15 protein-coding genes and 2 riboswitches are annotated in these 19,111 nt (G+C 73.3%); of the genes, 6 read left to right on the top strand and 9 right to left on the bottom strand.

What is annotated here, in order from left to right; all coding sequences use genetic code 11:
* Positions 1 to 152 precede the first annotated feature (152 nt).
* Positions 153 to 2,969 (bottom strand): aminomethyl-transferring glycine dehydrogenase, encoded by a 2,817-nt coding sequence (gene gcvP / locus LZ495_RS10075; protein ID WP_235051948.1) that lies wholly within the window; start codon positions 2,967 to 2,969, stop codon positions 153 to 155.
* Positions 2,970 to 3,127: 158 nt separating this feature from the next.
* Positions 3,128 to 3,235, bottom strand: a riboswitch (glycine riboswitch).
* A 2-nt stretch (positions 3,236 to 3,237) separates the two neighbouring features.
* A riboswitch (glycine riboswitch) is annotated at positions 3,238 to 3,330 on the bottom strand.
* Positions 3,331 to 3,498: 168 nt separating this feature from the next.
* Between gcvP and LZ495_RS10070 the strand changes: the two genes are divergently transcribed.
* The 3 genes from LZ495_RS10070 (at position 3,499) to LZ495_RS10060 (ending at position 6,219) form a co-directional block, all read left to right on the top strand.
* On the top strand, positions 3,499 to 4,056 hold the full coding sequence (locus LZ495_RS10070) for an NADPH-dependent FMN reductase (protein ID WP_235051721.1): 558 nt from the start codon (positions 3,499 to 3,501) through the stop codon (positions 4,054 to 4,056).
* Positions 4,057 to 4,189: 133 nt separating this feature from the next.
* Positions 4,190 to 5,314, top strand: a complete 1,125-nt coding sequence (locus tag LZ495_RS10065; protein WP_235051720.1) for an ATP-binding cassette domain-containing protein — start codon at positions 4,190 to 4,192, stop codon at positions 5,312 to 5,314.
* Positions 5,311 to 6,219 carry an ABC transporter permease gene (locus LZ495_RS10060; protein ID WP_235051719.1) on the top strand — a complete coding sequence of 303 codons (909 nt, stop codon included), beginning with the start codon at positions 5,311 to 5,313 and terminating at the stop codon, positions 6,217 to 6,219. Before LZ495_RS10065 ends, LZ495_RS10060 begins: the two co-directional genes overlap by 4 nt.
* A 42-nt stretch (positions 6,220 to 6,261) precedes the next feature.
* Here the strand turns inward: LZ495_RS10060 and LZ495_RS10055 are convergent, their stop codons facing one another.
* A complete protein-coding gene (locus tag LZ495_RS10055) occupies positions 6,262 to 9,717 on the bottom strand; it encodes an ATP-binding protein (RefSeq protein ID WP_235051718.1) in 3,456 nt (1,151 codons plus the stop codon).
* A gap of 192 nt (positions 9,718 to 9,909) precedes the next feature.
* On the opposite strand from LZ495_RS10055, the gene LZ495_RS10050 reads away from it, so the two are divergent.
* The gene (locus tag LZ495_RS10050; protein ID WP_235051717.1) at positions 9,910 to 11,799 is read left to right on the top strand and encodes a TerD family protein; all 1,890 of its coding nucleotides are present in this window, start codon (positions 9,910 to 9,912) and stop codon (positions 11,797 to 11,799) included.
* On the opposite strand, the gene LZ495_RS10045 is transcribed toward LZ495_RS10050, so the two are convergent.
* Together LZ495_RS10045 and LZ495_RS10040 are read right to left on the bottom strand one after the other, a co-directional pair.
* A complete protein-coding gene (locus LZ495_RS10045; RefSeq protein WP_235051716.1) occupies positions 11,778 to 12,248 on the bottom strand; it encodes a hypothetical protein in 471 nt (156 codons plus the stop codon). The genes LZ495_RS10050 and LZ495_RS10045 overlap by 22 nt on opposite strands.
* A 223-nt stretch (positions 12,249 to 12,471) precedes the next feature.
* Entirely contained in the window at positions 12,472 to 12,807 is a 336-nt protein-coding gene (locus tag LZ495_RS10040) for a hypothetical protein (RefSeq protein ID WP_235051715.1), read from the bottom strand.
* 87 nt (positions 12,808 to 12,894) lie between these two features.
* Here LZ495_RS10040 and LZ495_RS10035 point away from each other — a divergent pair, with 87 nt between their 5' ends.
* Positions 12,895 to 13,503 (top strand): DinB family protein, encoded by a 609-nt coding sequence (locus LZ495_RS10035; protein ID WP_235051713.1) that lies wholly within the window; start codon positions 12,895 to 12,897, stop codon positions 13,501 to 13,503.
* 12 nt (positions 13,504 to 13,515) lie between these two features.
* On the opposite strand, the gene LZ495_RS10030 is transcribed toward LZ495_RS10035, so the two are convergent.
* Positions 13,516 to 15,186 (bottom strand): DNA polymerase IV, encoded by a 1,671-nt coding sequence (locus LZ495_RS10030; protein WP_235051711.1) that lies wholly within the window; start codon positions 15,184 to 15,186, stop codon positions 13,516 to 13,518.
* Positions 15,187 to 15,364: 178 nt separating this feature from the next.
* Between LZ495_RS10030 and LZ495_RS10025 the strand changes: the two genes are divergently transcribed.
* On the top strand, positions 15,365 to 15,778 hold the full coding sequence (locus LZ495_RS10025; RefSeq protein ID WP_235051710.1) for a hypothetical protein: 414 nt from the start codon (positions 15,365 to 15,367) through the stop codon (positions 15,776 to 15,778).
* 13 nt (positions 15,779 to 15,791) lie between these two features.
* Here LZ495_RS10025 and LZ495_RS10020 read toward each other — a convergent pair whose 3' ends face one another.
* The 4 genes from LZ495_RS10020 to ftsR form a co-directional block, all read right to left on the bottom strand.
* The gene (locus LZ495_RS10020; protein ID WP_235051708.1) at positions 15,792 to 16,472 is read right to left on the bottom strand and encodes a SanA/YdcF family protein; all 681 of its coding nucleotides are present in this window, start codon (positions 16,470 to 16,472) and stop codon (positions 15,792 to 15,794) included.
* A gap of 184 nt (positions 16,473 to 16,656) precedes the next feature.
* Entirely contained in the window at positions 16,657 to 17,208 is a 552-nt protein-coding gene (locus LZ495_RS10015) for a MerR family transcriptional regulator (protein WP_235051947.1), read from the bottom strand.
* 505 nt (positions 17,209 to 17,713) lie between these two features.
* Positions 17,714 to 18,187 (bottom strand): bifunctional nuclease family protein, encoded by a 474-nt coding sequence (locus LZ495_RS10010; protein ID WP_235051707.1) that lies wholly within the window; start codon positions 18,185 to 18,187, stop codon positions 17,714 to 17,716.
* Between the two features lie 126 nt (positions 18,188 to 18,313).
* Positions 18,314 to 19,087 carry a transcriptional regulator FtsR gene (ftsR, locus tag LZ495_RS10005; RefSeq protein WP_235051946.1) on the bottom strand — a complete coding sequence of 258 codons (774 nt, stop codon included), beginning with the start codon at positions 19,085 to 19,087 and terminating at the stop codon, positions 18,314 to 18,316.
* Between the last annotated feature and the right edge of the window lie 24 nt (positions 19,088 to 19,111).

Here is a 19,111-nt window from a genome sequence, read left to right as displayed (position 1 = left end):
AACAGCGCCTGTCCCGCCGAAATGTGCGGGGCCGCCGGAGGGCGGCCACCTTGTGGGTGGCCGCCCTCCGGCGTTTCCGTGCCGCGGTTCGCGTCTGCGCGGGGGTACGCGGCACGACAACGACACGGCGCGCGGTCCGCGCGCCGCGCGATCTACTGCCCGTACGCCTCGACCGAGGGGCAGGAGCAGATGAGGTTGCGGTCGCCGTACGCGCCGTCGATGCGGCGGACCGGCGGCCAGTACTTGCCCGCGGGCTTCATGCCGCCCGGGAAGGCGCCTTCCTCGCGGGAGTAGGCGTGCGCCCAGTCGCCGCCGACCACCATCGCCGCGGTGTGCGGGGCGTTGACCAGCGGGTTGTCGTCGGCGGGCAGCTCGCCCGAGCCGACCCGGTCGATCTCCGCCTTGATGGCGATCATCGCGTCGCAGAACCGGTCGATCTCGCCCAGATTCTCGCTCTCGGTGGGCTCGATCATGAGCGTGCCGGGCACCGGGAAGGACATGGTCGGCGCGTGGAAGCCGTAGTCGACCAGGCGCTTGGCCACGTCGTCCACGGTCACGCCGGTGGCCTTGGTGATGCCGCGCAGGTCGACGATGCACTCGTGCGCGACCAGGCCGCCCGGGCCGGTGTAGAGCACCGGGTAGTGCGGCGCGAGGCGGCGCGCGATGTAGTTGGCGCCGAGCACTGCGACCTGGGTGGCGCGCTTGAGGCCGTCCGGGCCCATCAGGCGGATGTAGGTCCACGAGATCGGCAGGATGGCCGCGGAGCCCCACGGCGCGGCCGAGATCGGGCCGACGCCGGTGGCCGGGCCCGCGGTGGGCTGCAGCGGGTGGTTGGGCAGGTACGCCGCGAGGTGCTCGCGGACCGCGACCGGGCCCACGCCGGGGCCGCCGCCGCCGTGCGGGATGCAGAAGGTCTTGTGCAGGTTCAGGTGCGAGACGTCCGCCCCGAACTTGCCGGGCTGCGCGAGGCCGACCAGCGCGTTGAGGTTGGCGCCGTCCACGTAGACCTGGCCGCCCGCCTCGTGCACCAGGGCGCACACGTCGCCGATGTGCTCCTCGAACACGCCGTGCGTGGACGGGTACGTGACCATCAGGACCGCGAGGCTGTCGCGGTGCGCGTCGATCTTGGCCTTGAGGTCGTCGAGGTCGACGTCGCCGTTCTCGCCGGTGCCGACCACCACGACGCGCATGCCGGCCATGACCGCGCTGGCCGCGTTGGTGCCGTGCGCGGAGGACGGGATCAGGCAGACGTCGCGGCCGGTGTCGCCGTTCGCGCGGTGGTACGCGCGGACCGCGAGGAGGCCGGCCAGCTCGCCCTGCGAGCCGGCGTTGGGCTGGATGGACACCTTGTCGTAGCCGGTGACCGCGACGAGCGCGTCCTCCAGGCCGTGGATCAGCTCCAGGTAGCCCGCTGCCTGGTCGGCCGGCGCGAACGGGTGGATGTTGGCGAACTCCGGCCAGGTGACCGGCTCCATCTCGGCGGTCGCGTTCAGCTTCATGGTGCACGAGCCGAGCGGGATCATGCCGCGGTCCAGCGCGTAGTCCTTGTCCGCCAGGCGGCGCAAGTAGCGCAGCATGTCGGTCTCGGAGCGGTGCGCGTGGAAGACCGGGTGGGTCAGGAAGTCCTCGGTGCGGGCCAGGGCGGCGGGCAGCGCGTCGGCGGTGGCCGCGTCCAGCGCCGCGACGTCCTGGCCGGTGATGCCGAACGCCTGCCACACCGCGGCGAGGTCCGCGCGCGTGGTGGTCTCGTCGCAGCTGATCGAGACGTGGTCGTCGTCGGCCTGGAAGATGTTGACGCCCTCGCCGCGCGCCGACTCGCGCACCGCGGCGGCCCGGCCCGGGACGCGGACGTGCACGGTGTCGAAGAACGCGCCGTGCACGACCTCCGCGCCGCCGGCCTTGAGGCCGGCCGCCAGGATCGCGGCGTAGCGGTGCGTGCGGCGGGCGATCGCGGTGAGGCCCTCGGGGCCGTGGTAGACCGCGTACATGCCGGCCATGACGGCGAGCAGGACCTGCGCGGTGCAGATGTTGCTGGTCGCCTTCTCGCGGCGGATGTGCTGCTCGCGGGTCTGCAGCGCGAGGCGGTACGCCTGGTCGCCGTCGGCGTCCACGGACACGCCCACCAGGCGGCCGGGCAGCGAGCGGGCGAGCTTCTCGCGGACCGCGAGGTAGCCGGCGTGCGGGCCGCCGAAGCCCATCGGGACGCCGAAGCGCTGCGAGGTGCCGACCGCGATGTCGGCGCCCATCGCGCCGGGCGAGGTGAGCAGGGTGAGCGCGAGCAGGTCGGCGGCGACCGCGACCAGCGCGCCGCGGCCGTGTGCGTCGGTGATCAGCGCGGTGAGGTCGCGCACCTGGCCGTCGGCGCCCGGGTACTGCAGCAGGACGCCGAAGAACTCGCCCTCGGGGAGGCCCCCGGTGGTGTCGGCCACGACGACGTCGATGCCCAGCGCCTCGGCGCGGGTGCGCACCACGGCGATGGTCTGCGGCAGGCAGGTCGCGTCGACGACGAAGACGTTGCTCTTCGCCCGGCCCGCGCGGCGGGCCAGCGTCATCGCCTCGGCGGCCGCGGTGCCCTCGTCGAGCAGCGACGCACCCGCGACGTCCAGGCCGGCCAGGTCGCAGACCATCGTCTGGAAGTTGAGCAGCGCCTCCAGGCGGCCCTGCGAGATCTCCGGCTGGTACGGCGTGTACGCGGTGTACCAGGACGGGTTCTCCAGCACGTTGCGCAGGATCACCGGCGGCGTGTGGGTGCCGTAGTAGCCCAGCCCGATCATCGGGCGCAGCACGGTGTTGCGGGCCGCGAGGGCGCGCAGCTGGTCGTGCACCGCGGCCTCGCTGACCGCCTCCGGCAGGTCGAGCCGGTCCAGGGTGCGGATCGCGCCGGGGACGGCGGCGTCGGTCAGCTCGTCGAGCGAGCCGAAGCCGATGTGCGCCAGCATCTTGGCCTGCTGGTCGGCGTCCGGGCCGATGTGCCGGCCGGTGAAGGGCTCGGCGCCTTCGAGGGCGCCGAGGCTGCCAGGTCCTGCGGGAAGGGCACGGGACGACGAACGCGACGACGAGCTCACTGTGGAGGCCTCCATGAGTGCGGAGAAGGACACACGCGGGCGCGTGTGGCCTTGCTGCCTCCCCCTCTGTCATCGGTACCTGAGAGCTTCACCCCGCGCCGCATCGTCGCGGCCGGGGCTTTCACCGTCGGTGAGTCCCGCCGTCGTGCACGGAACTGCTTTCCAGAGTGCCCATGGCCGCGCGGTACGGGTGCCTGAGAGATTCCGGGGAGGGGTTGCTCCTTCGGCGCCCGGATCAGGTCCGGGACTCTCCCGCGTGGTCGTTGGTGCAGCCTCAAAGCTACCAGTGCCCGCCTGGGACCGGGCAACAAGATCCCCAGGGCCGATTTCCGGCCGTCCGCGAGACGGCCGCCAGATCGGATCTGGCGGCCGCGCGGCCGCATCTCGCGCCTTCTGTACGACCGCATCGGACGCAGCAGGCGAGGAGGCCGCAATGCACGAAGGACAGGAGCAGGGCGCCGCACTGCGCCTGGCGGTGATCGTGGGCAGCACCCGCGAGGGCCGGACCGGCGACAAGGTGGCCGGCTGGTTCGCGGAGCACGCCGCCGGACGGGCCGGTCTCGCACCGACCGTGATCGACCTGGCCGACTTCGCGTTCCCGGCCCGGTACCCGGAGCGGCCGACCGCCGACATGGCCGGTTTCTGCGCGGCGGTCGCCGACGCCGAGGCGTACGTGGTGGTGACGCCCGAGTACAACCGCAGCTATCCGGCGTCGCTCAAGCAGGCGGTCGACTACGCGTACGAAGAGTGGCGGACCAAGCCTGTCGGCTTCGTGTCCTACGGTTATAAGGCCCGAGGACTGTATGCCGTCGAGCACTTGCGGCAGGTCTTCGCCGAACTCCACACCGTCACGATGCGCGACGCGGTGGCGCTGGACCTGGCCGCCGAGACCGTCCCGGATGCGCAGGACGCCGACGCCCTGCTGGACCAGCTCACCTGGTGGGGGCTGGCGCTGCGCGAGGCCCGGGCGAGCCGGCCCTATGTCGCCTGACCTCTCCCCCGCATCCCCGCCCCCCTTTACTCCGGCTTGCTCCGCCGTCGTTTGCGCCGCACCGATGAGTTCTGCCGACTGCCGCCGTCTAAATCGGCAAGGCCCCGTACTCGAGACCCGAAGAGGAAAGACCATGACCATCGATCCGACCGGCTTGGCCATCGAGACCCACGGGCTGGTGAAGGTCTTCGGCACCAACCGCGCCGTCGACGGCATCGACCTGCGTGTCCCGGCCGGAACCGTGTACGGCGTGCTGGGACCCAACGGGGCCGGCAAGACCACTGCGGTCAAGATGCTCGCGACGTTGCTGCGCCCGGACGGCGGCGAGGCGTACGTGTTCGGTAAATCGGTGCTGCGGGATGCCGATGCCGTCCGCAGCCGGGTCAGCCTGACCGGCCAGTACGCATCCGTCGACGAGGACCTGACGGGCACCGAGAACCTGGTGCTGCTGGGCCGCCTGCTCGGCCACACGAAGAGCTTCGCGCGCTCCCGGGCCGGCGAGCTGATGGCCGCGTTCGGGCTCGACAAGGCGGCGGCCCGGCAGGTCAAGACGTACTCGGGCGGCATGCGGCGGCGCATCGACATCGCGGCGAGCATCCTCAACACCCCCGACCTGCTGTTCCTGGACGAGCCGACGACGGGCCTGGACCCGCGCAGCCGCAACCAGGTGTGGGACATCGTGCGGGCGGTGGTCGCGCAGGGCACCACCGTGCTGCTCACCACGCAGTACCTGGAGGAAGCGGACCGGCTGGCCTCCCGTATCGCGGTGATCGACCACGGGAAGGTCATCGCCGAGGGCACTCCGGGCGAGCTCAAGTCGTCGGTGGGCGCCGGGTCGATCCACATCCGGCTGCGCGACGCCGCGCAGCGGCCGGACGCCGAGCGGCTGCTCGGCAAGGTGCTGGGCAGCGCGGTGCAGACCGGCACCGACCCGGTGGCGCTCACCGCGGCCATCCCGGGGCACGGCACCGACCTGGGCGCCGCCGAGGACGCCGCCCGGGCGCTCGGCGAGCTGGCCCGCGCGGGCATCGTGGTCGACGACTTCTCGCTCGGCCAGCCGAGCCTCGACGAGGTGTTCATGGCGCTGACCGAGTCCTCGGCGTCCTCGACGTCCGCAGGGTCCGCAGAGTCCGCAGAGTCCGCAGGGTCCTCGGCGGAACTCGCGGCGGGCAGCGCCGCATCCGCATCCCCGGCCGCTTCCGAAGCGGCGTCCACCGACGAGCAGCACGACGCGATCTCGAAGGAGTCGGCAGCATGACCACCGTCGCCACGCAGGACCCGAAGGACCTCGAGAAGGGCCGGGGCGAGCGGAACGGCAAGGCCGCGGCCGACCCGGGCTCCGAGGTGCTCGCGCCGGTCGTCGCGGAAGACCTGGCCGCGGTTTTCGTCTCGCACCACCGGCCGCCCAAGCCGGGCCCGCTGTCCGCGTCGCTGACGTTCGGCTGGCGCGCGATGCTGAAGATCAAGCACGTGCCCGAGCAGCTGTTCGACGTGACCGCGTTCCCGATCATGATGACGCTGATGTTCACGTACCTGTTCGGCGGCGCGATCGCCGGGTCGACGGACGCGTACGTGCAGTTCGTGATCCCGGGCATCCTGGTGCAGAGCATCGTGATGATCACGATGTACACCGGCGTCTCGCTGAACAACGACATCGAGCGGGGCGTGTTCGACCGGTTCCGCACGCTGCCGATCTGGCGGCCCGCGGCGCTGGTCGGCATGATCCTCGGCGACCTGCTGCGCTACGTGCTGGCCTCCACGGTGATCATCACGGTCGGCCTGATCCTGGGCTTCCGGCCGGACGGCGGGGTCCCGGGCGTGCTGGCCGGCGTCGCGCTGCTGGTGGTCTTCTCGTTCGCGTTCTCGTGGGTGTGGACCATGTTCGGCCTGCTGCTGCGCAGCGAGAAGTCGGTCATGGGGGTCAGCATGATGGTGCTGTTCCCGCTGACCTTCCTGAGCAACGTCTTCGTCGACCCGAAGACGATGCCGGGCTGGCTGCAGGCGTTCGTCGACGTCAACCCGATCACCCACCTGGTGAGCGCGGTGCGCGACCTGATGGACGGCGACTTCGCGACCACCGAGACCGTGTGGGTGCTGGTGTTCTCCGCCGCGTTGGTGGCGGTCTTCGTACCGCTGCCGTTGCGGCTCTACAACCGCAAGTAGCAGTATCCCCAAGCGCATCGGCGACGGCACGACGGCCGGCGGCTACAGCCGCCAGGCCGTCGTGCCGTCGTCGCGGTACGTGCAGGACGATCCGGTGGCCACGGTGGCGCGCAGGTGGGCGGCGAGTGCCGGGTGCACGGCGTCCATGCGGCGCAGCGTGTCCTTGATGCGCGCGGTGACGGTCTTGCGGGCGCGTTCGGCCTCGTCGCCGAGCCGCCGCGCCCGGCCGCCCAGTCCGGCGGCGGCACGCAACTCGTCGAGCAGGGCGGCACGTTCGGCGTCGTAGGCGGCGGCCTTCGCATCGTCGCCCAGCTCCGCGGCCCGGTCGATCTCGTCGTCGAGCCGGGCCAGGCGGCGCTTGTAGGCGGCCTTGGCGGCCTCGTCGAGGACCGCGTCGCCGCCCATGCCGCGCGCGGCGACCACGACGTCGCCGCCGGCCGGGTTCAGCAGCCGTACGGCGGGGACCTCGGTGCCGGGGCGGCCGAGCAGGTGGTGGAGGTCGCGCAGGCCCTTGGCGTCCGGCATGTGCACGGTCGTGCCGGCGTACGTCAGCTGCCAGACCGGGCCGTCCAGGCGGAAGCGGGCGGTGTCGGTGCGCGGCGTGCCGGACTCCTGGACGCCGCGCGGCGCCGGGGCGGCCTGCGGTGCCGGCCGGGCGGGCGCCGCGGATCCGGTCGGCCCTGATGCTCCGTCGTACGGCTCGCTTCCGTGCGCCGTCCCGTTGCCCGCCCCGCCGTGCGACGCCGGCGCATCGCCCGTGCGGCCCGCGAGCGTCCCGCGTACCTGCCCGGCCCATGCGGGCACCTGCTGCATGCCGATCTCGCGCGCCTCGGACTCGGCGCGCCGCAGGGCCTCTTCGGCCGCGGCGGCATCCCCGGGGCCGCCCCGCGCGGCGAGCGCCTCGGCGAGGCGTACCAGCGCCTGGACCGCCCACGGCCGGGCGCGCAGCGCGTCGGCGGCCGCGACGGCGGCGGTGAAGCCGTCCACGGCCGCGTCCCAGCGCTCCTGGCCGGCCTCGACGACCGCGGCCCACAGGACCATCGGACCGCTGATGTCGCAGCCGTACAGCGACACGGTCCACTGGTCGCGGTACGGGGCGATCTCCCGCCGGGCGCGCTCGCACAGGCCGGGGTCGCCGGACGCGGCCGCGGCGACGGCCTGGAAGCGCAGCCACAGCGGCGCGTAGGGGCTGCCGACCACCTCGCCGCCGCCGGACGCGTCGATCATCCGGTGCAGGTAGCGCAGCGCTTCGCCGGTGCGGCCGCGCTCGACGTCGTCCAGCGCGGCCAGCAGGCGGGTGTGGTGATGGTCCGCGGCCACCAACTCGCGATGCAGTGCATCGAGTTCGTCGTAGCGTCCCTGCTGGAAGAGCAGCGACCAGCGCATGTGCGCGGGCATGTGCTGGTAGGGGCCGTGGTCGGCCTGCTCCAGTTCGCCGAGGGCGTCGTCGAAATGCTGCTCGGCCTCCGGGAACCGGCCGGTCAGTGCCGCGATGAGGCTGCTGTCGATGGCCGCGCCCATGAGGAATCGGGGCTGGCCGACGCGTTCGGCGTCGGCCACGAACGACCGGAACTGCTCGTGGTAGGCCGGGTCGCCGTTCTCCAGCAGGGCGACCCAGCGCATGGACGAGGCGTGCAGTTCCATCTCGACGTCGCCCATGCGGCGTGCGACGGCGATCATCTCGTCGGTGAGCGGCAGGCGTTCGGCGGCGCTGCCGGGTCCCCAGATCGTGTCGTGGGTGGCCCAGAGGCTGAACCCCAGCGCCTCGTCGTCCTCCTCGCGGCGGGCCAGGACCGCGAAGCGGACCGCGAGTTCGCGCGCGATGCGGTCGGCGGCGAGCCCGTCGGCGGCCGGGTCGCCGCGGCCGATCAGCGCCCGGTGCGCATCGCGCAGGAGTTCGAGGATGTAGTCGGCGCGGGTCGTCGACGGGTCGCGGTAGAGGGTCAGCGCGACCCGCGCCAGGAGTTCGGGGTCGCCGATCGCCCGGGCCTGCTCGGCGGCCGACTGCAGGTGGGTCCAGGCGTCCGGCGCGCCGTTGTGCCGCAGGGTGTCGCCGAGGCTGAGCACGACCACGGTCCGGCGCCGCGCGTCGCCGAGCCGTTCGGCGGCCTCTCCGGCGCGGCGCAGGTGTCCGGCCGCCTCCTCGAAGGCCAGCCGCCCTTCCGCGGCGCGGGCGGCGTCGACGAGCAGGTCGAGGGCTTCCTCGGCGGGGAGTTCACGGCCCGCGAGATACGCGTGCCGGGCCACGTCGGCGGGGACCTGGCGGGCCCCGCGGCGGTCCGGTGCGATGCGGTGGGCGCGTACGGCAGCGGCGTGGCGGCGGCGTACCTCGTCCTCCCCGAGCCCCTCGTACAAGGTCTCGCGGACCAGGTCGTGGGTGAACTCGAAGCGCCCGGCCGGGCGCGTGCCGCCTTCGGACGCCCCGGTTCCGGCGCGGACTCCGGCGACCAGCCGCGCGGACACCGCATGGTCGAGCAGGCGGTCCACGTGCGGCACGGGCGCGCCTGCGGTGGCGGCGAGCATTCCCCGGTCGAACACCCGGCCGAGCACGGCCGCGGTGGCCAGCAGGTCGCCGACCTGCGCGGGCAGCAGTTCGAGCCGGCGGCGTACCGCCTCGCGGACCCCGGGCGCGATCGCCGAGACGTCGCCGCCGCCCGCCCACAGCCGGGCGGTCTGCTCGACGAAGAACGGATTGCCGCCGGTACGCCGGTGCACCTCGGCGACCAGCGCGGCATCGGGCATACGCCCCGCGGTACGCGCCATCAGCGCGCCCACTTCCGCCTGTTCGAGCCCGGTCAGCGTCACGCTCGTGGCCTTGGCCAGCAGCGGCAGGATCAGCGGCCGCAGCGGATGCCCGGGCGACTCGGCCTCGACATCCCGGTACGTGCCGATCAGCAGGATGCGCTCGAACCAGGCATGCCGGGCGGCGAACTCCAGCAGCCGCAGCGACGCGCTGTCCGCCCAGTGCAGATCGTCCAGGACCACCACGAGCGGCCGGTCCTGCGACGCCGAGACGAGCAGCGTGGTGACCGCGTCGTAGATCTGGAAGGCATCCGGCGCGTCCTCCTGCGGCTTGCCCGCCTCCTCCGCCTCGGCGACCGGGACCGCGTCCCCCGCCAGCACTCCCAGACTGGGCCCCAACGGATCGGCCAGTCCCCGCCACGCCGCCTCCCCCAACGCCCGGCGCAACGCCCGCAGCACCTGCACCCAAGGCCAGTAGCCGGGCGCATTGCCGGAGTCCCAGCACGACCCGCCGAGCACCAGCGCATCACGCTGCCGCGCTTCGTCCGCAGCCCCGGTGACCAGCGTCGTCTTCCCGATCCCGGCCTCGCCGGTGACCAGCACCAGCCCGCCGTGGCTCACCGCAGCCCGCTCCACCTCGGCGCGCAGCAACCCGGCAGCGTGCACCCGCCCGATCAGCCGGCCACCCCCCGCTTCGGCAACATGCGGCGCCCCGGCCGCGGGGTCGGACGGCACAGCGGGTCCGGCATCAGTCATGGCGGCGAGGAAGTCTCTTCCGGACGAGAAACGGACAGGCACCCGGCAGCCACCCCCCGACTCCGGCCGCCGCCCCGAGCCTACGCACCCCCACCGACAAAAGGCGTGAGCAGCGGCAGGACCTCGCCCCTCCTCTGCGGAATCGCCAACCGGACGGGCGGCGGCCGGGTAGCGTGGCTTGCCGTGTCTGCCGTGAGTGCTGCCTCAGCGAACGCCCTTTCCCCACGTGCCTGGCCGGCCGGCTACCCGGGCGACTATGCGGTGGTCGACGTCGAGACCACCGGCCTCACCGCCCGCGACCGGATCGTCTCCGCGGCCGTCGTGCTGCTGGACGCGACCGGTGCGGTGACCGGCCGCTGGTCCTCGCTGGTCGACCCGCAGCGCGATCCCGGGCCCACGTACATCCACGGGCTGACCGCGGCGGACCTCACCGGGCAGCCGCTGTTCCAGGACGTCGCCGACGACCTCGCCGAGCTGCTCACGGGCCGCGTGCTGGTGGCGCACAACGCGTCCTTCGACTGGAAGATGCTCGAAGCCGAATACCGGCGCCTGGGACGCGAGTTCCCCGCGGACGAGCGCCTGTGCACCATGACGCTCGCCAAGCGGCTCGAACTCCCGCTGCCGGATTGGCGGCTGGGCAGCCTCGCCGCGTACTACGGGGTCCGGCAGCTGGCCGCGCACACCGCGGAGGACGACGCCCGCGTGCTCGCCGAGGCGTTCCGCACGGCCCTGCACGAGGCGGCGGCCCTGGACTCCGGCGGCGGTTTCCCGCTGCCCGTCACCCGGCCCGGCCGGCGCGGCATCACCCGGGTCCCGGCGGCGCGGCCGGCACCGAAGCAGCCGTGTGCGTACGTGAATCCGGGGCCGCTCCGGGACGGCGTCCTGGTGCAGGGCATGCGCGTCGCCTTCACCGGGGAGACCGCGGTCGCCCGCGAGGACCTCGAGGCCCGCGCGGTGGCCGTCGGCCTGCATCCGACCGGCAGTGTGAGCGGCAAGACTTCCGTCCTGGTCACCAACGACACCGGGACCGGCACCGGCAAGAACCGCAAGGCGCAGCAACTGGGTGTGCCGATCCTCGACGAGAAGGCCTTCGTCGCCCTTCTCGCGGACGTCCGGCCGGGCGCCCGGGTGGACGCAGCCGCTCCAGCGGCCACGCCGCCCATACCCGCGGCCCGCCCGACTCCGGAGGCAAAGCCCGAACCGGCTCCTGTCCCAGCGGCACCGCCCACGGCCGCGGCTCCGGCCCCCACTCCCCCGCCACGCTCCGGACGCAGGCCCCGGACCACCCCGAACGTCCTGATCCTGCACGGACGCTCCGAGCACGCCGAGGCCGGGACGGTCCGCGCCCTGCTCGTCGAGCGCGGCCACCGGCTGCGCCTCAACCTCACGCAGTCCGTGGACCTGGTGATCGTCCTGCCCGGCGGCGCCGCCGACCCGCGGGCCGCCCGCGCCGCGGCCATGGGCATCACGTGCCTGCCGCTCGCCGCGTGGCAGGCCGACGACGCACCGGTCGCCGGAGGCACCCCGCCGGCCGGCCCCGACGACCCCGGACCCGGCCGCGAGCTCCCGCGCGGCGGCGTCCACGACCTGCCAGGCGCCGCACGCCCCGGGGTGTGGACGCTGCAGGCCTCCTGGCGCTGGGACCGCCCGGACGGCGAGGTCGACGTCGTGGCCTTCCTGCTGGACGGCACCGAAAAGGTACGGGGCGACGACGACTTCGTCTTCTGGAACCAGCCGGCGACGCCCGACGGCACGGTCGCGGTGGACATCCTCGGCTCCGCCGAGCAGAGCATCACCATCGACTTCGACCGCCTCCCGCCCGAGATCGCGCGTATCGCGGTCGCCGCGGTCGTCGACGGCACGAGCGCCTTCGACGCGGTCGGGCCGATCGAGGTCCAGGTCGCCCCGTTCCAGGGCGCCACCGAGACCCGCAGCATCCTCGACGCCGCCACGGTCGAACGTTCCCTGGTACTAGGCGAGTTCTACCGCCGCGGCGACGCGTGGCGGTTCCGCGCCTGGGGCCAGGGCTACCAGTTCGACGCGGTCGCCCTGGCCCGCCACTACGGCGTCGACGTCGCCTGACTCCAGGGCATGAAGGAGCAGCCGATCTCGGCTATATCCTCGAGGATCGCCGCGTACGCGCGGTCAGGGTCGGGCCGGGGCGGCACGAAAGCGCCTGCGGCGAGGCGTACGTGCTCCTCCCACGCATCGCCGTGGAAGTCGACCTGCCAGCCGGGCCAGAGGCGTTCGACCTCGCCGGGCATGGGATGCGACGCCGGGTACAGCCCCCACCAGGCGACCCGGCGGCGGGCGACGTCGACGTGGATCCCGGCCATGGCGTGCCCGTGCCACGGTCCCACGTCGTACTCGGGGATGAACTCGTCCAGCAGGGCAGGGCCGAGCGCCACCGGATGGCATTCCGTTCCCAAGACCGCGTAGCAGGAAGGTGCGAGCCCGGCCTCGTCGATGGTCACCAGGCAGATGACCGGGTCGGGTTCGTCGGCGTACTCGCCCACTTCGTCCGGCTCCACGCGAAAGGGCTCGCGGGGCACCCACGGCAGGAAGTCGCGGGGCCGCGTGCGCCGGGCCGCCCAGGAGGTGCAGATCGAGCTTGTAGCCGGTGTACGGAGCGCGGCCGATCCGCACCTGGCCGTCTTCACCGATGACGACAAGGTTCGCCGGGTAGCCCATGGCGGCATGCTCGCAGCTCGAGGTGGACCGGAGCACTCGGTTTCCGGGCAGCCGGCTCCCGTCCTATTCGACGAGCGGCAACGTGGTCCGGACGGCGGGGCGCTCAGGTTCCGGCTGCCTGTCGGCTGCCTCGGCCCGGGTCAGGCGCAGGTGGGCGAGGTCGCCGTCGTGGGCGACCGTCACCTCGACGGCGGACTCGTCGGGGAAGCGCAGCGTGAAGTGCGGGTCCATGTCGATGAGGAACAGGAGGTCGGCGCGGCGTTCGTCGTCGGTCTCGCCGGTGGCGGCGGCCTGCCAGGTGCCGTTGCCGGTCGCGCGGATCCGGAGGGGGATCACGCCGAGGCGGGTGCGCGAATTGGCCCACCATTCCAACTGGGCCGGGCTTTCGGTCGTGCTCATGCGAGTGAGGGTACGCCGCGGGCTGCGAGCGGCGGCTGTACGGGTGGCGGGTGGTGCTTCCGGCGGTGATCGCCGAGGATCCTCGTCATGACGGACGAATCGGCCCGTAAGCCTGTCGAGACCTCTGCGGAACTGCCCGGCGGCCTGCCCGAGCGGCAATTCGGATGGTGGGACGTCTTCGTCGCGCCGGAGGACGATCCGCGGGGCGGCGAGCTGGTGCGCGGCGAGCACGCGATCCTGGTCGGCTATCTGCGCAACCAGCGGCTGACGCTGGAGATGAAGTGCGCCGGGCTGGACGCAGCGGCGCTGGCCCGGCGCTCGGTGCCGCCGTCGAACCTGTCGCTGCTGGGGTTGGTCCGGCACATGGCAATGGTCGAGCAGAACTGGTTCCGCCGCGTGATGGCCGGTGAGAGCGTGGTGCGGCACTACCGCACCGAGGCGTCCCCGAATGAGGAGTTCGACGGCGCGGTGCCGGACCCCGAGGCGGTCGCCGAGGCGTTCGGGCGGTGGCGGGACGAGGTGGCATTCGCGGAGCGGTTCGTCGCCGAGGCCCGCGACTTGTACGTGACCGGCGTCGACCATGGGCGGCCTGTCGAACTGCGGGAAGTCCTCGTGCACATGATCGAGGAGTACTCCCGGCACAACGGGCACGCCGACTTCCTGCGCGAGCGCATCGACGGGCGCGTGGGCCAGTAGCGGGCGTGAAGCCTAGGGCGAGTCCGGGGCGGGGGGCGGGTCCGCCCCAAGCTCGGGCTCGGCCGGGGGCTTGGGCGCGGGCTCCGGCTCGGGCTCGGGCTCAAGTGCGAGCTGGGGCTCAGGCTCGGGCTTGGGGTCCAGCTCGGTGCGGCGTACCAAGGGCAGCGCTGCCGATGGGGTGAGGTCCGGGTCGTCGACCAGATACGTGCGGATCCGGCCGGGTGCCGAGCCGGGCGTCTCGAAGCGGACCGTCACGCGCCCCACGCCGCTGCCCTGCACCCAGCCCGGCCCGTGCTCGGTGTGCGTCACGTCCTGCCCGGGCAGCCAGCGCGTGCTGCCGAACCGGCCCGGGTGGAAGACCGGGACGCGCCCGTACGCGCCGGCTTCCGGATCCGCGGGGTCGCCGGCCGCCGACTCGGGTGCCGGGTCGACGCCGGGGGCGAGGGCGGCATCAGGGGCCGCGCCGGAGGTGGCGTCGGGCTCGATCGCGTCGACTGCGCGCGGCGCAGCCCCAGCGGCCGAGCCGGCCGGGCCGGTCGAGATCTCCGTGGCGTCCGTGGTCTCCGTCGCGTCCGCGACGCCCACGGCGTCCCCCGCGGCGTCCTCGTGGTCGTCGCCGAACAGGTCCTGCTGGGCGAAGTCCGCCAGCGACGCGACCCCGACGCCCAGCAGCCTTATCCCGCCCGTGAAATCCACCTGGGCGGCCAGCCGGTGCACGGTCTCGCGTACGACCGCCAGGTCGTCCGTAGGCCCGCGCAGGGTCTCGGAGCGGGTGAGGGTGCTGAAGTCGTAGCGCCGCATCTTGACCACCACGGTGCGGCCCGAGCGGCCGGCCGCGCGCAGCCGCTCCACGCAGCGTGCGGCGAGGCGGTCGAGTTCCGCGGTGATCCGGGTGCGGTCGACGAGGTCGACCTCGAAGGTGTCCTCGACGGAGACCGACTTGGCGTCGCGTTCGGCGACCACCGGGCGGTCGTCGATGCCCAGCGCGTGCTCGTGCAGTGCGCGCCCGTGCGCCTGGCCGAACAACCGGACCAGTTCGTCGGCGTCCGTCGCGGCGATGTCGGCGATGGTGGTGATGCCGACCTTGCGCATCGCCTCCGCGGTCGCCGGGCCGACGCCCCACAGCGCGCGCACCGGGAGCGGGTCGAGCGTGGCGCGGACCTGATCGGGCGGGACGACGACGAGGCCGTCCGGCTTGGCGGCCTCCGAGGCGATCTTGGCGACCAGCTTGGACGGGGCCAGCCCGACGGACGCGGTGAGCCCGGTGGCCGCAAGGATGTCGGCGCGCAGGCGTACGGCGAGTGCGGTGGCCCGCGCGGTGTCCAGCCCGTCGGCGTACGGGCCGGCCGCCAGGTCGACGAACGCCTCGTCCAGGCTCAGCGGCTCGACCAGCGGGGACAGTTGCCCGAGCAGGCCCATGACGAGGTCGCTGACCTCGCGGTAGGCGGCGAAGCGCGGGATCAGGAACGCCGCGTTCGGGCACCGGCGGCGCGCCTCGGCTGTCGACATCGCCGAGCGCACCCCGAACTTCCGCGCCTCGTACGACGCGGTCGCCACCACCCCGCGGCCGCCGACACCGCCCACGATCACGGGCTTGCCGCGCAGGCTGGGCTTGGCGACCTGCTCGACGGCCGCGTAGAAGGCGTCCATGTCGAGGTGCAGGATGGCCGGGGTCTGTCGCATTTCCTCCGATCATGGCGCATCCCGCCGACACAGAAGCGCAGCGCGCCCCACGGGCCGCGCCGCGCCCACCCGCGCCGCCGCGCCAGGCGCCCTGCTCACGATCCGCGACCCGACCCGCAAGGCGGCCCCGCAGCAGCCCGGTCCGAGTTCCGCCGACCCCAGCGCCTACGCTCGCCGGATGGCGATCTTGCGGACGGGATGGCAGGCCGGGGCGGCCGCAGCCGATGCCGGCGACGTGCTCGTGAGTGTCACCGACTTCACCGCGCAGCGGCACACCGCGCTTCCCGGCATCGCGCGGGCCGGGTTCCGGCTGCGCCGGGTGTGGCCGGAACTGGACGGCGCGGTCGGGGTGTGGCTGTGGACCCTGCCGGCCGCCCGCCGGGCCGGTTCGGTCGCCGTGTGGCGCGATGCGCGGGCCATGCACGGCTTCGTGGGGCTCCCGGAGCACGTGGCGATCATGCGCCGCTACCGCAGCCGGGGTTCGGCGCGTACCGCGAACTGGGCGGACACCTGGGCCGGCGGCACGGACCCCGCCGCGGATCTGGCCCGCATCTGGCAGGCCGCCGCCGCGGACCTCGCCGCGGCCCGCTGAAGGCGGCGCCGGGTCAGCGGGCCGTCCGGTCCGCCAGCGCCTCGGCGACGCCCGTCTCCTTGGCCCCCAGGGCCGCCGGTGACGGCTTGAGCGTCATCTCGCCGACCGCCTTGTACGCCGCGAGGATCTCGCGGGCGCTGCCGAACACCGTCGGGCCGACCAGGTCGCCGCCCATCGAGTCGTCGCCCACGCCGTACGCGTCCACCCCGGCGGCGTCGCACAGGGCCAGTGCGCGCCGCACGTGGAAGCTCTGGCTCACCACGATCGCCTTGTCGACACCGAATATCTGCTTGGCGCGCACGCAGGAGTCCCAGGTGGAGAATCCCGCATAGTCGGCGACGACATGCTTCGCGGGCACCCCGCGCTCCACGAGGTACCGCCGCATGACGTCGGGTTCGTTGTAGGAGTCCCGGCTGTTGTCGCCGGACACCAGGATCACGTCGACCTTGCCGGTCCGGTACAGCTCCAGGGCGACGTCCAGGCGGCGGGCCAGCAGGCGCGAGGGCTGGTCGCCCCACACCCCGGCGCCGAGGACCAGCGCGACCGGCATGTGCGGCACGTCGGAGGCGGTCCGCACTCTGCCGTCCGCGGCGGCGTAGACCCAGGTCACCGGGGTCAGCCCGACGACCGCGGCGACGACGGCCGCCTGGAAGATGATCCGCTGCCCGCGGCGTGCGCGGAGGAACTTCGCCACCCGTGATGCCATGTGCGAGGGGACGCCGGGCCGCGTACGGCCGGTTCCCGCGGCTACCGAGTGCGCGGTGCGGTCCGCGCGATACGGCCGGACAGTGCCGGGCCGGGCAGCGCCAGGCCGGGCAGTGCCGGTCCAGGGGGCGCCGGGCCAGGCGTCACGGGCCCGGGCGGCGCCGGTCCGCTGCTCAGCCCGCGCGCTCGCGGCGCCGGCGGGCGAGTTCGTCCCCCGGATGGTGCCGGAACAGGGTCTCGCCGGTGTCGGTGCGCTCGCCCTGCAGCGTGCCGAGCGACGCCTCGACCTCGCGCCACACCGCACCCACCGCGATGCCGAAGACGCCCTGGCCGCCCTGCACGAGGTCGACGACCTCGTCGTACGACGTGCACTCGTAGACGCTCGCGCCGTCGCTCATCAGCGTCATGCCGGCCAGGTCGGCGACGCCGCGGCCGCGCAGATGGGCGACCGCCACCCGGATGTTCTGCAGGCCGACGCCGGTGTCCAGGAGCCGCTTGACGATCTTCAGGACGAGAATGTCGCGGAAGCTGTAGAGGCGCTGCGTGCCCGAGCCGTGTGCGGGTCTGATGCTGGGTTCGACGAGCGCGGTGCGCGCCCAGTAGTCGAGTTGGCGGTACGTGATGCCCGCCGCGGCGCAGGCGGTGGGCCCGCGGTAGCCGACCTCGTCGGCGGCCGGTGTCGGGGTGCCGGGCACGGCTTCGTCGCGGGGGCCGCCCCGGGGCATCGCGGACGGCATCGGGCGGGCCGCACGGGCCTGGCCCGCCATGTCGCCGGTGCTGCTCACGCCGACCTCCGTTTCGTCTCCCCGCACCTGCCTGCGGCGAGAGGAATGCCGTGAGTTCCGGGCCGCAAGCGGCGGAGTGCAACGCGCACGGATCACCCCCGGAACTGTCGATTTCGACGGTAGGCAGTCACCCACAGCGCGTCAACGACCGTCGCATTCGGCACGCCGAGTGACGCATCTCTCAAAGGCGGTTTGGCGGAGCGTTTATACGGGTACGCATGGCGACCGCACACGTGTCGCTTCCGGTCCGGGTGCGATCAAACCGCCCCGATCGGGTGAAGCCCACCGGCGTGTCGCGAATCATCGCTGTATCGACTTTTTTCGCCGCAGATCACTCGGTCGGGTGCTTCCCCGGCGCGCCCGGCAAGGTCTCGGGACCCAAATGTCGACTAAAGCCGAAGATCGCGGGGGCGGCGGACAGCGGGCGCGGCGAAAAGCGGGGGGCCTACTGGCTGGTGGTGCCGAAGTCCTCGGGCGAGATCTGGTCGAGGAACTCGCGGAACTTCTCGACCTCGTCCTCCTGCTCGTCCGGGATCACGATGCCGGCCTCGTCCAGCACCGCCTCGGCGCCGAAGATCGGCGTCCCGGTGCGCAGGGCCAGCGCGATCGCGTCGGACGGGCGGGCGCTGACCTCGGTGCCGTTGGCGAAGACCAGCTCGGCGTAGAAGACGCCCTCGCGCAGGTCGACGATCCGGATCCGGGTGAGCTCCTGGCCGAGCGCCTCGAGGACGTCGCGGAACAGGTCGTGCGTCAGAGGCCGCGCCGGGACCACGCCTTGTTGGGCGAAAGCGATCGCGGTCGCCTCCACCGGGCCGATCCAAATCGGGAGGTACCGATCGCCTCCTGTTTCCTTCAGGAGCACGATCGGCTGATTGGAAGGCATCTCCACCCGGACGCCCACGACCTCAAGCTCGTTCACATCGCCACACTAGCGCGCCCAGCTGAGGAGCACAGATCCCCCCGGGCCCATTCGCGCGTGGATTCGTCGCATTTTCACCGGGTCCGGCAAACCCCGGGCAAAACCGGGGCGCCCGAAGCGGGCTTTTCAGCGGTCCAGGAGTGGCCGCAAAGCGGCCCCGACCAGGACCGTGTGCAGCCGCGAGGTGAGCGACAGGAGATCGCGGACGGTCTCCTCCGCGCCGGATTTGGCGCCCGCACCGCGGCGGTGCAGGAGCGGTGCGACGATCTGCTCGACCAGCGCGGCCTCGCGGTCCGCGGCGGCCTTGACCTGCCGCAGGTGGCGCGGTTCCAAGCCATACTCGCCGAGCGCCGAGACCAGCCGGGCGACCACCAGCGCATCACCGTCGTAGTACGCCGTCTCGACGACTTCCACGGCCTCTGCGGCCTCCGCGGCCTCGGCGATCTCCGTGGCCTGCGGGGACGCCGCTGCATCGGCCGGCACCTCCTCGCCCGGCGCCTCGGGCGCGCGGCGCCGCTCGATCAGGCCGAACTCCTCCAGGCGCGCCAGCGCGGGCTCGTCTATGCCCGCCGCGGCCAGCAGCTCGGCCCGGTCGAGCAGGACGGCCGGCGGCGCGGTCTCGGACTCGCCGTCGGCGGCGGTCCCGGCCGGCGCCAGGCCGAGACCGTCGTCGTCCGGTTCGAGACCGCGGTCGATCGCATCGAGGTGGTCCTTGATCACCTTGAGCGGCAGGTACTGATCGCGCTGCACGCGCAGCACGTACCGCAGGCGGTCGATGTCGGACGGGCCGAACTTGCGGTAGCCCGAAGGCGTGCGCTGCGGTTCGACCAGCCCCTCGGCCTCCAGGAAGCGGATCTTGGAGATGCTGACGTCCGGGAACTCGGCCCGCAGCATCGCCATGACCTCGCCGATGCCCACGAGGGC

Source organism: Yinghuangia soli (assembly GCF_021502675.1).
In the GTDB taxonomy this organism is placed as follows: domain Bacteria; phylum Actinomycetota; class Actinomycetes; order Streptomycetales; family Streptomycetaceae; genus Yinghuangia; species Yinghuangia soli.
This window is presented reverse-complemented; position numbering and strand designations above follow the sequence as displayed.

Bases quoted from the DNA above. Each gene is read 5' to 3' on its own strand.
- LZ495_RS10055 (WP_235051718.1), bottom strand. From the start codon at position 9,717: ATGACTGATGCCGGACCCGCTGTGCCGTCCGACCCCGCGGCCGGGGCG.
- LZ495_RS10025 (WP_235051710.1), top strand. From the start codon at position 15,365: ATGGCGATCTTGCGGACGGGATGGCAGGCCGGGGCGGCCGCAGCCGAT.
- LZ495_RS10040 (WP_235051715.1), bottom strand. From the start codon at position 12,807: ATGAGCACGACCGAAAGCCCGGCCCAGTTGGAATGGTGGGCCAATTCG.
- LZ495_RS10070 (WP_235051721.1), top strand. From the start codon at position 3,499: ATGCACGAAGGACAGGAGCAGGGCGCCGCACTGCGCCTGGCGGTGATC.
- ftsR (WP_235051946.1), bottom strand. From the start codon at position 19,087: ATGGCGATGCTGCGGGCCGAGTTCCCGGACGTCAGCATCTCCAAGATC.
- LZ495_RS10015 (WP_235051947.1), bottom strand. From the start codon at position 17,208: ATGCCCCGGGGCGGCCCCCGCGACGAAGCCGTGCCCGGCACCCCGACA.
- LZ495_RS10030 (WP_235051711.1), bottom strand. From the start codon at position 15,186: ATGCGACAGACCCCGGCCATCCTGCACCTCGACATGGACGCCTTCTAC.
- LZ495_RS10035 (WP_235051713.1), top strand. From the start codon at position 12,895: ATGACGGACGAATCGGCCCGTAAGCCTGTCGAGACCTCTGCGGAACTG.
- LZ495_RS10060 (WP_235051719.1), top strand. From the start codon at position 5,311: ATGACCACCGTCGCCACGCAGGACCCGAAGGACCTCGAGAAGGGCCGG.
- LZ495_RS10065 (WP_235051720.1), top strand. From the start codon at position 4,190: ATGACCATCGATCCGACCGGCTTGGCCATCGAGACCCACGGGCTGGTG.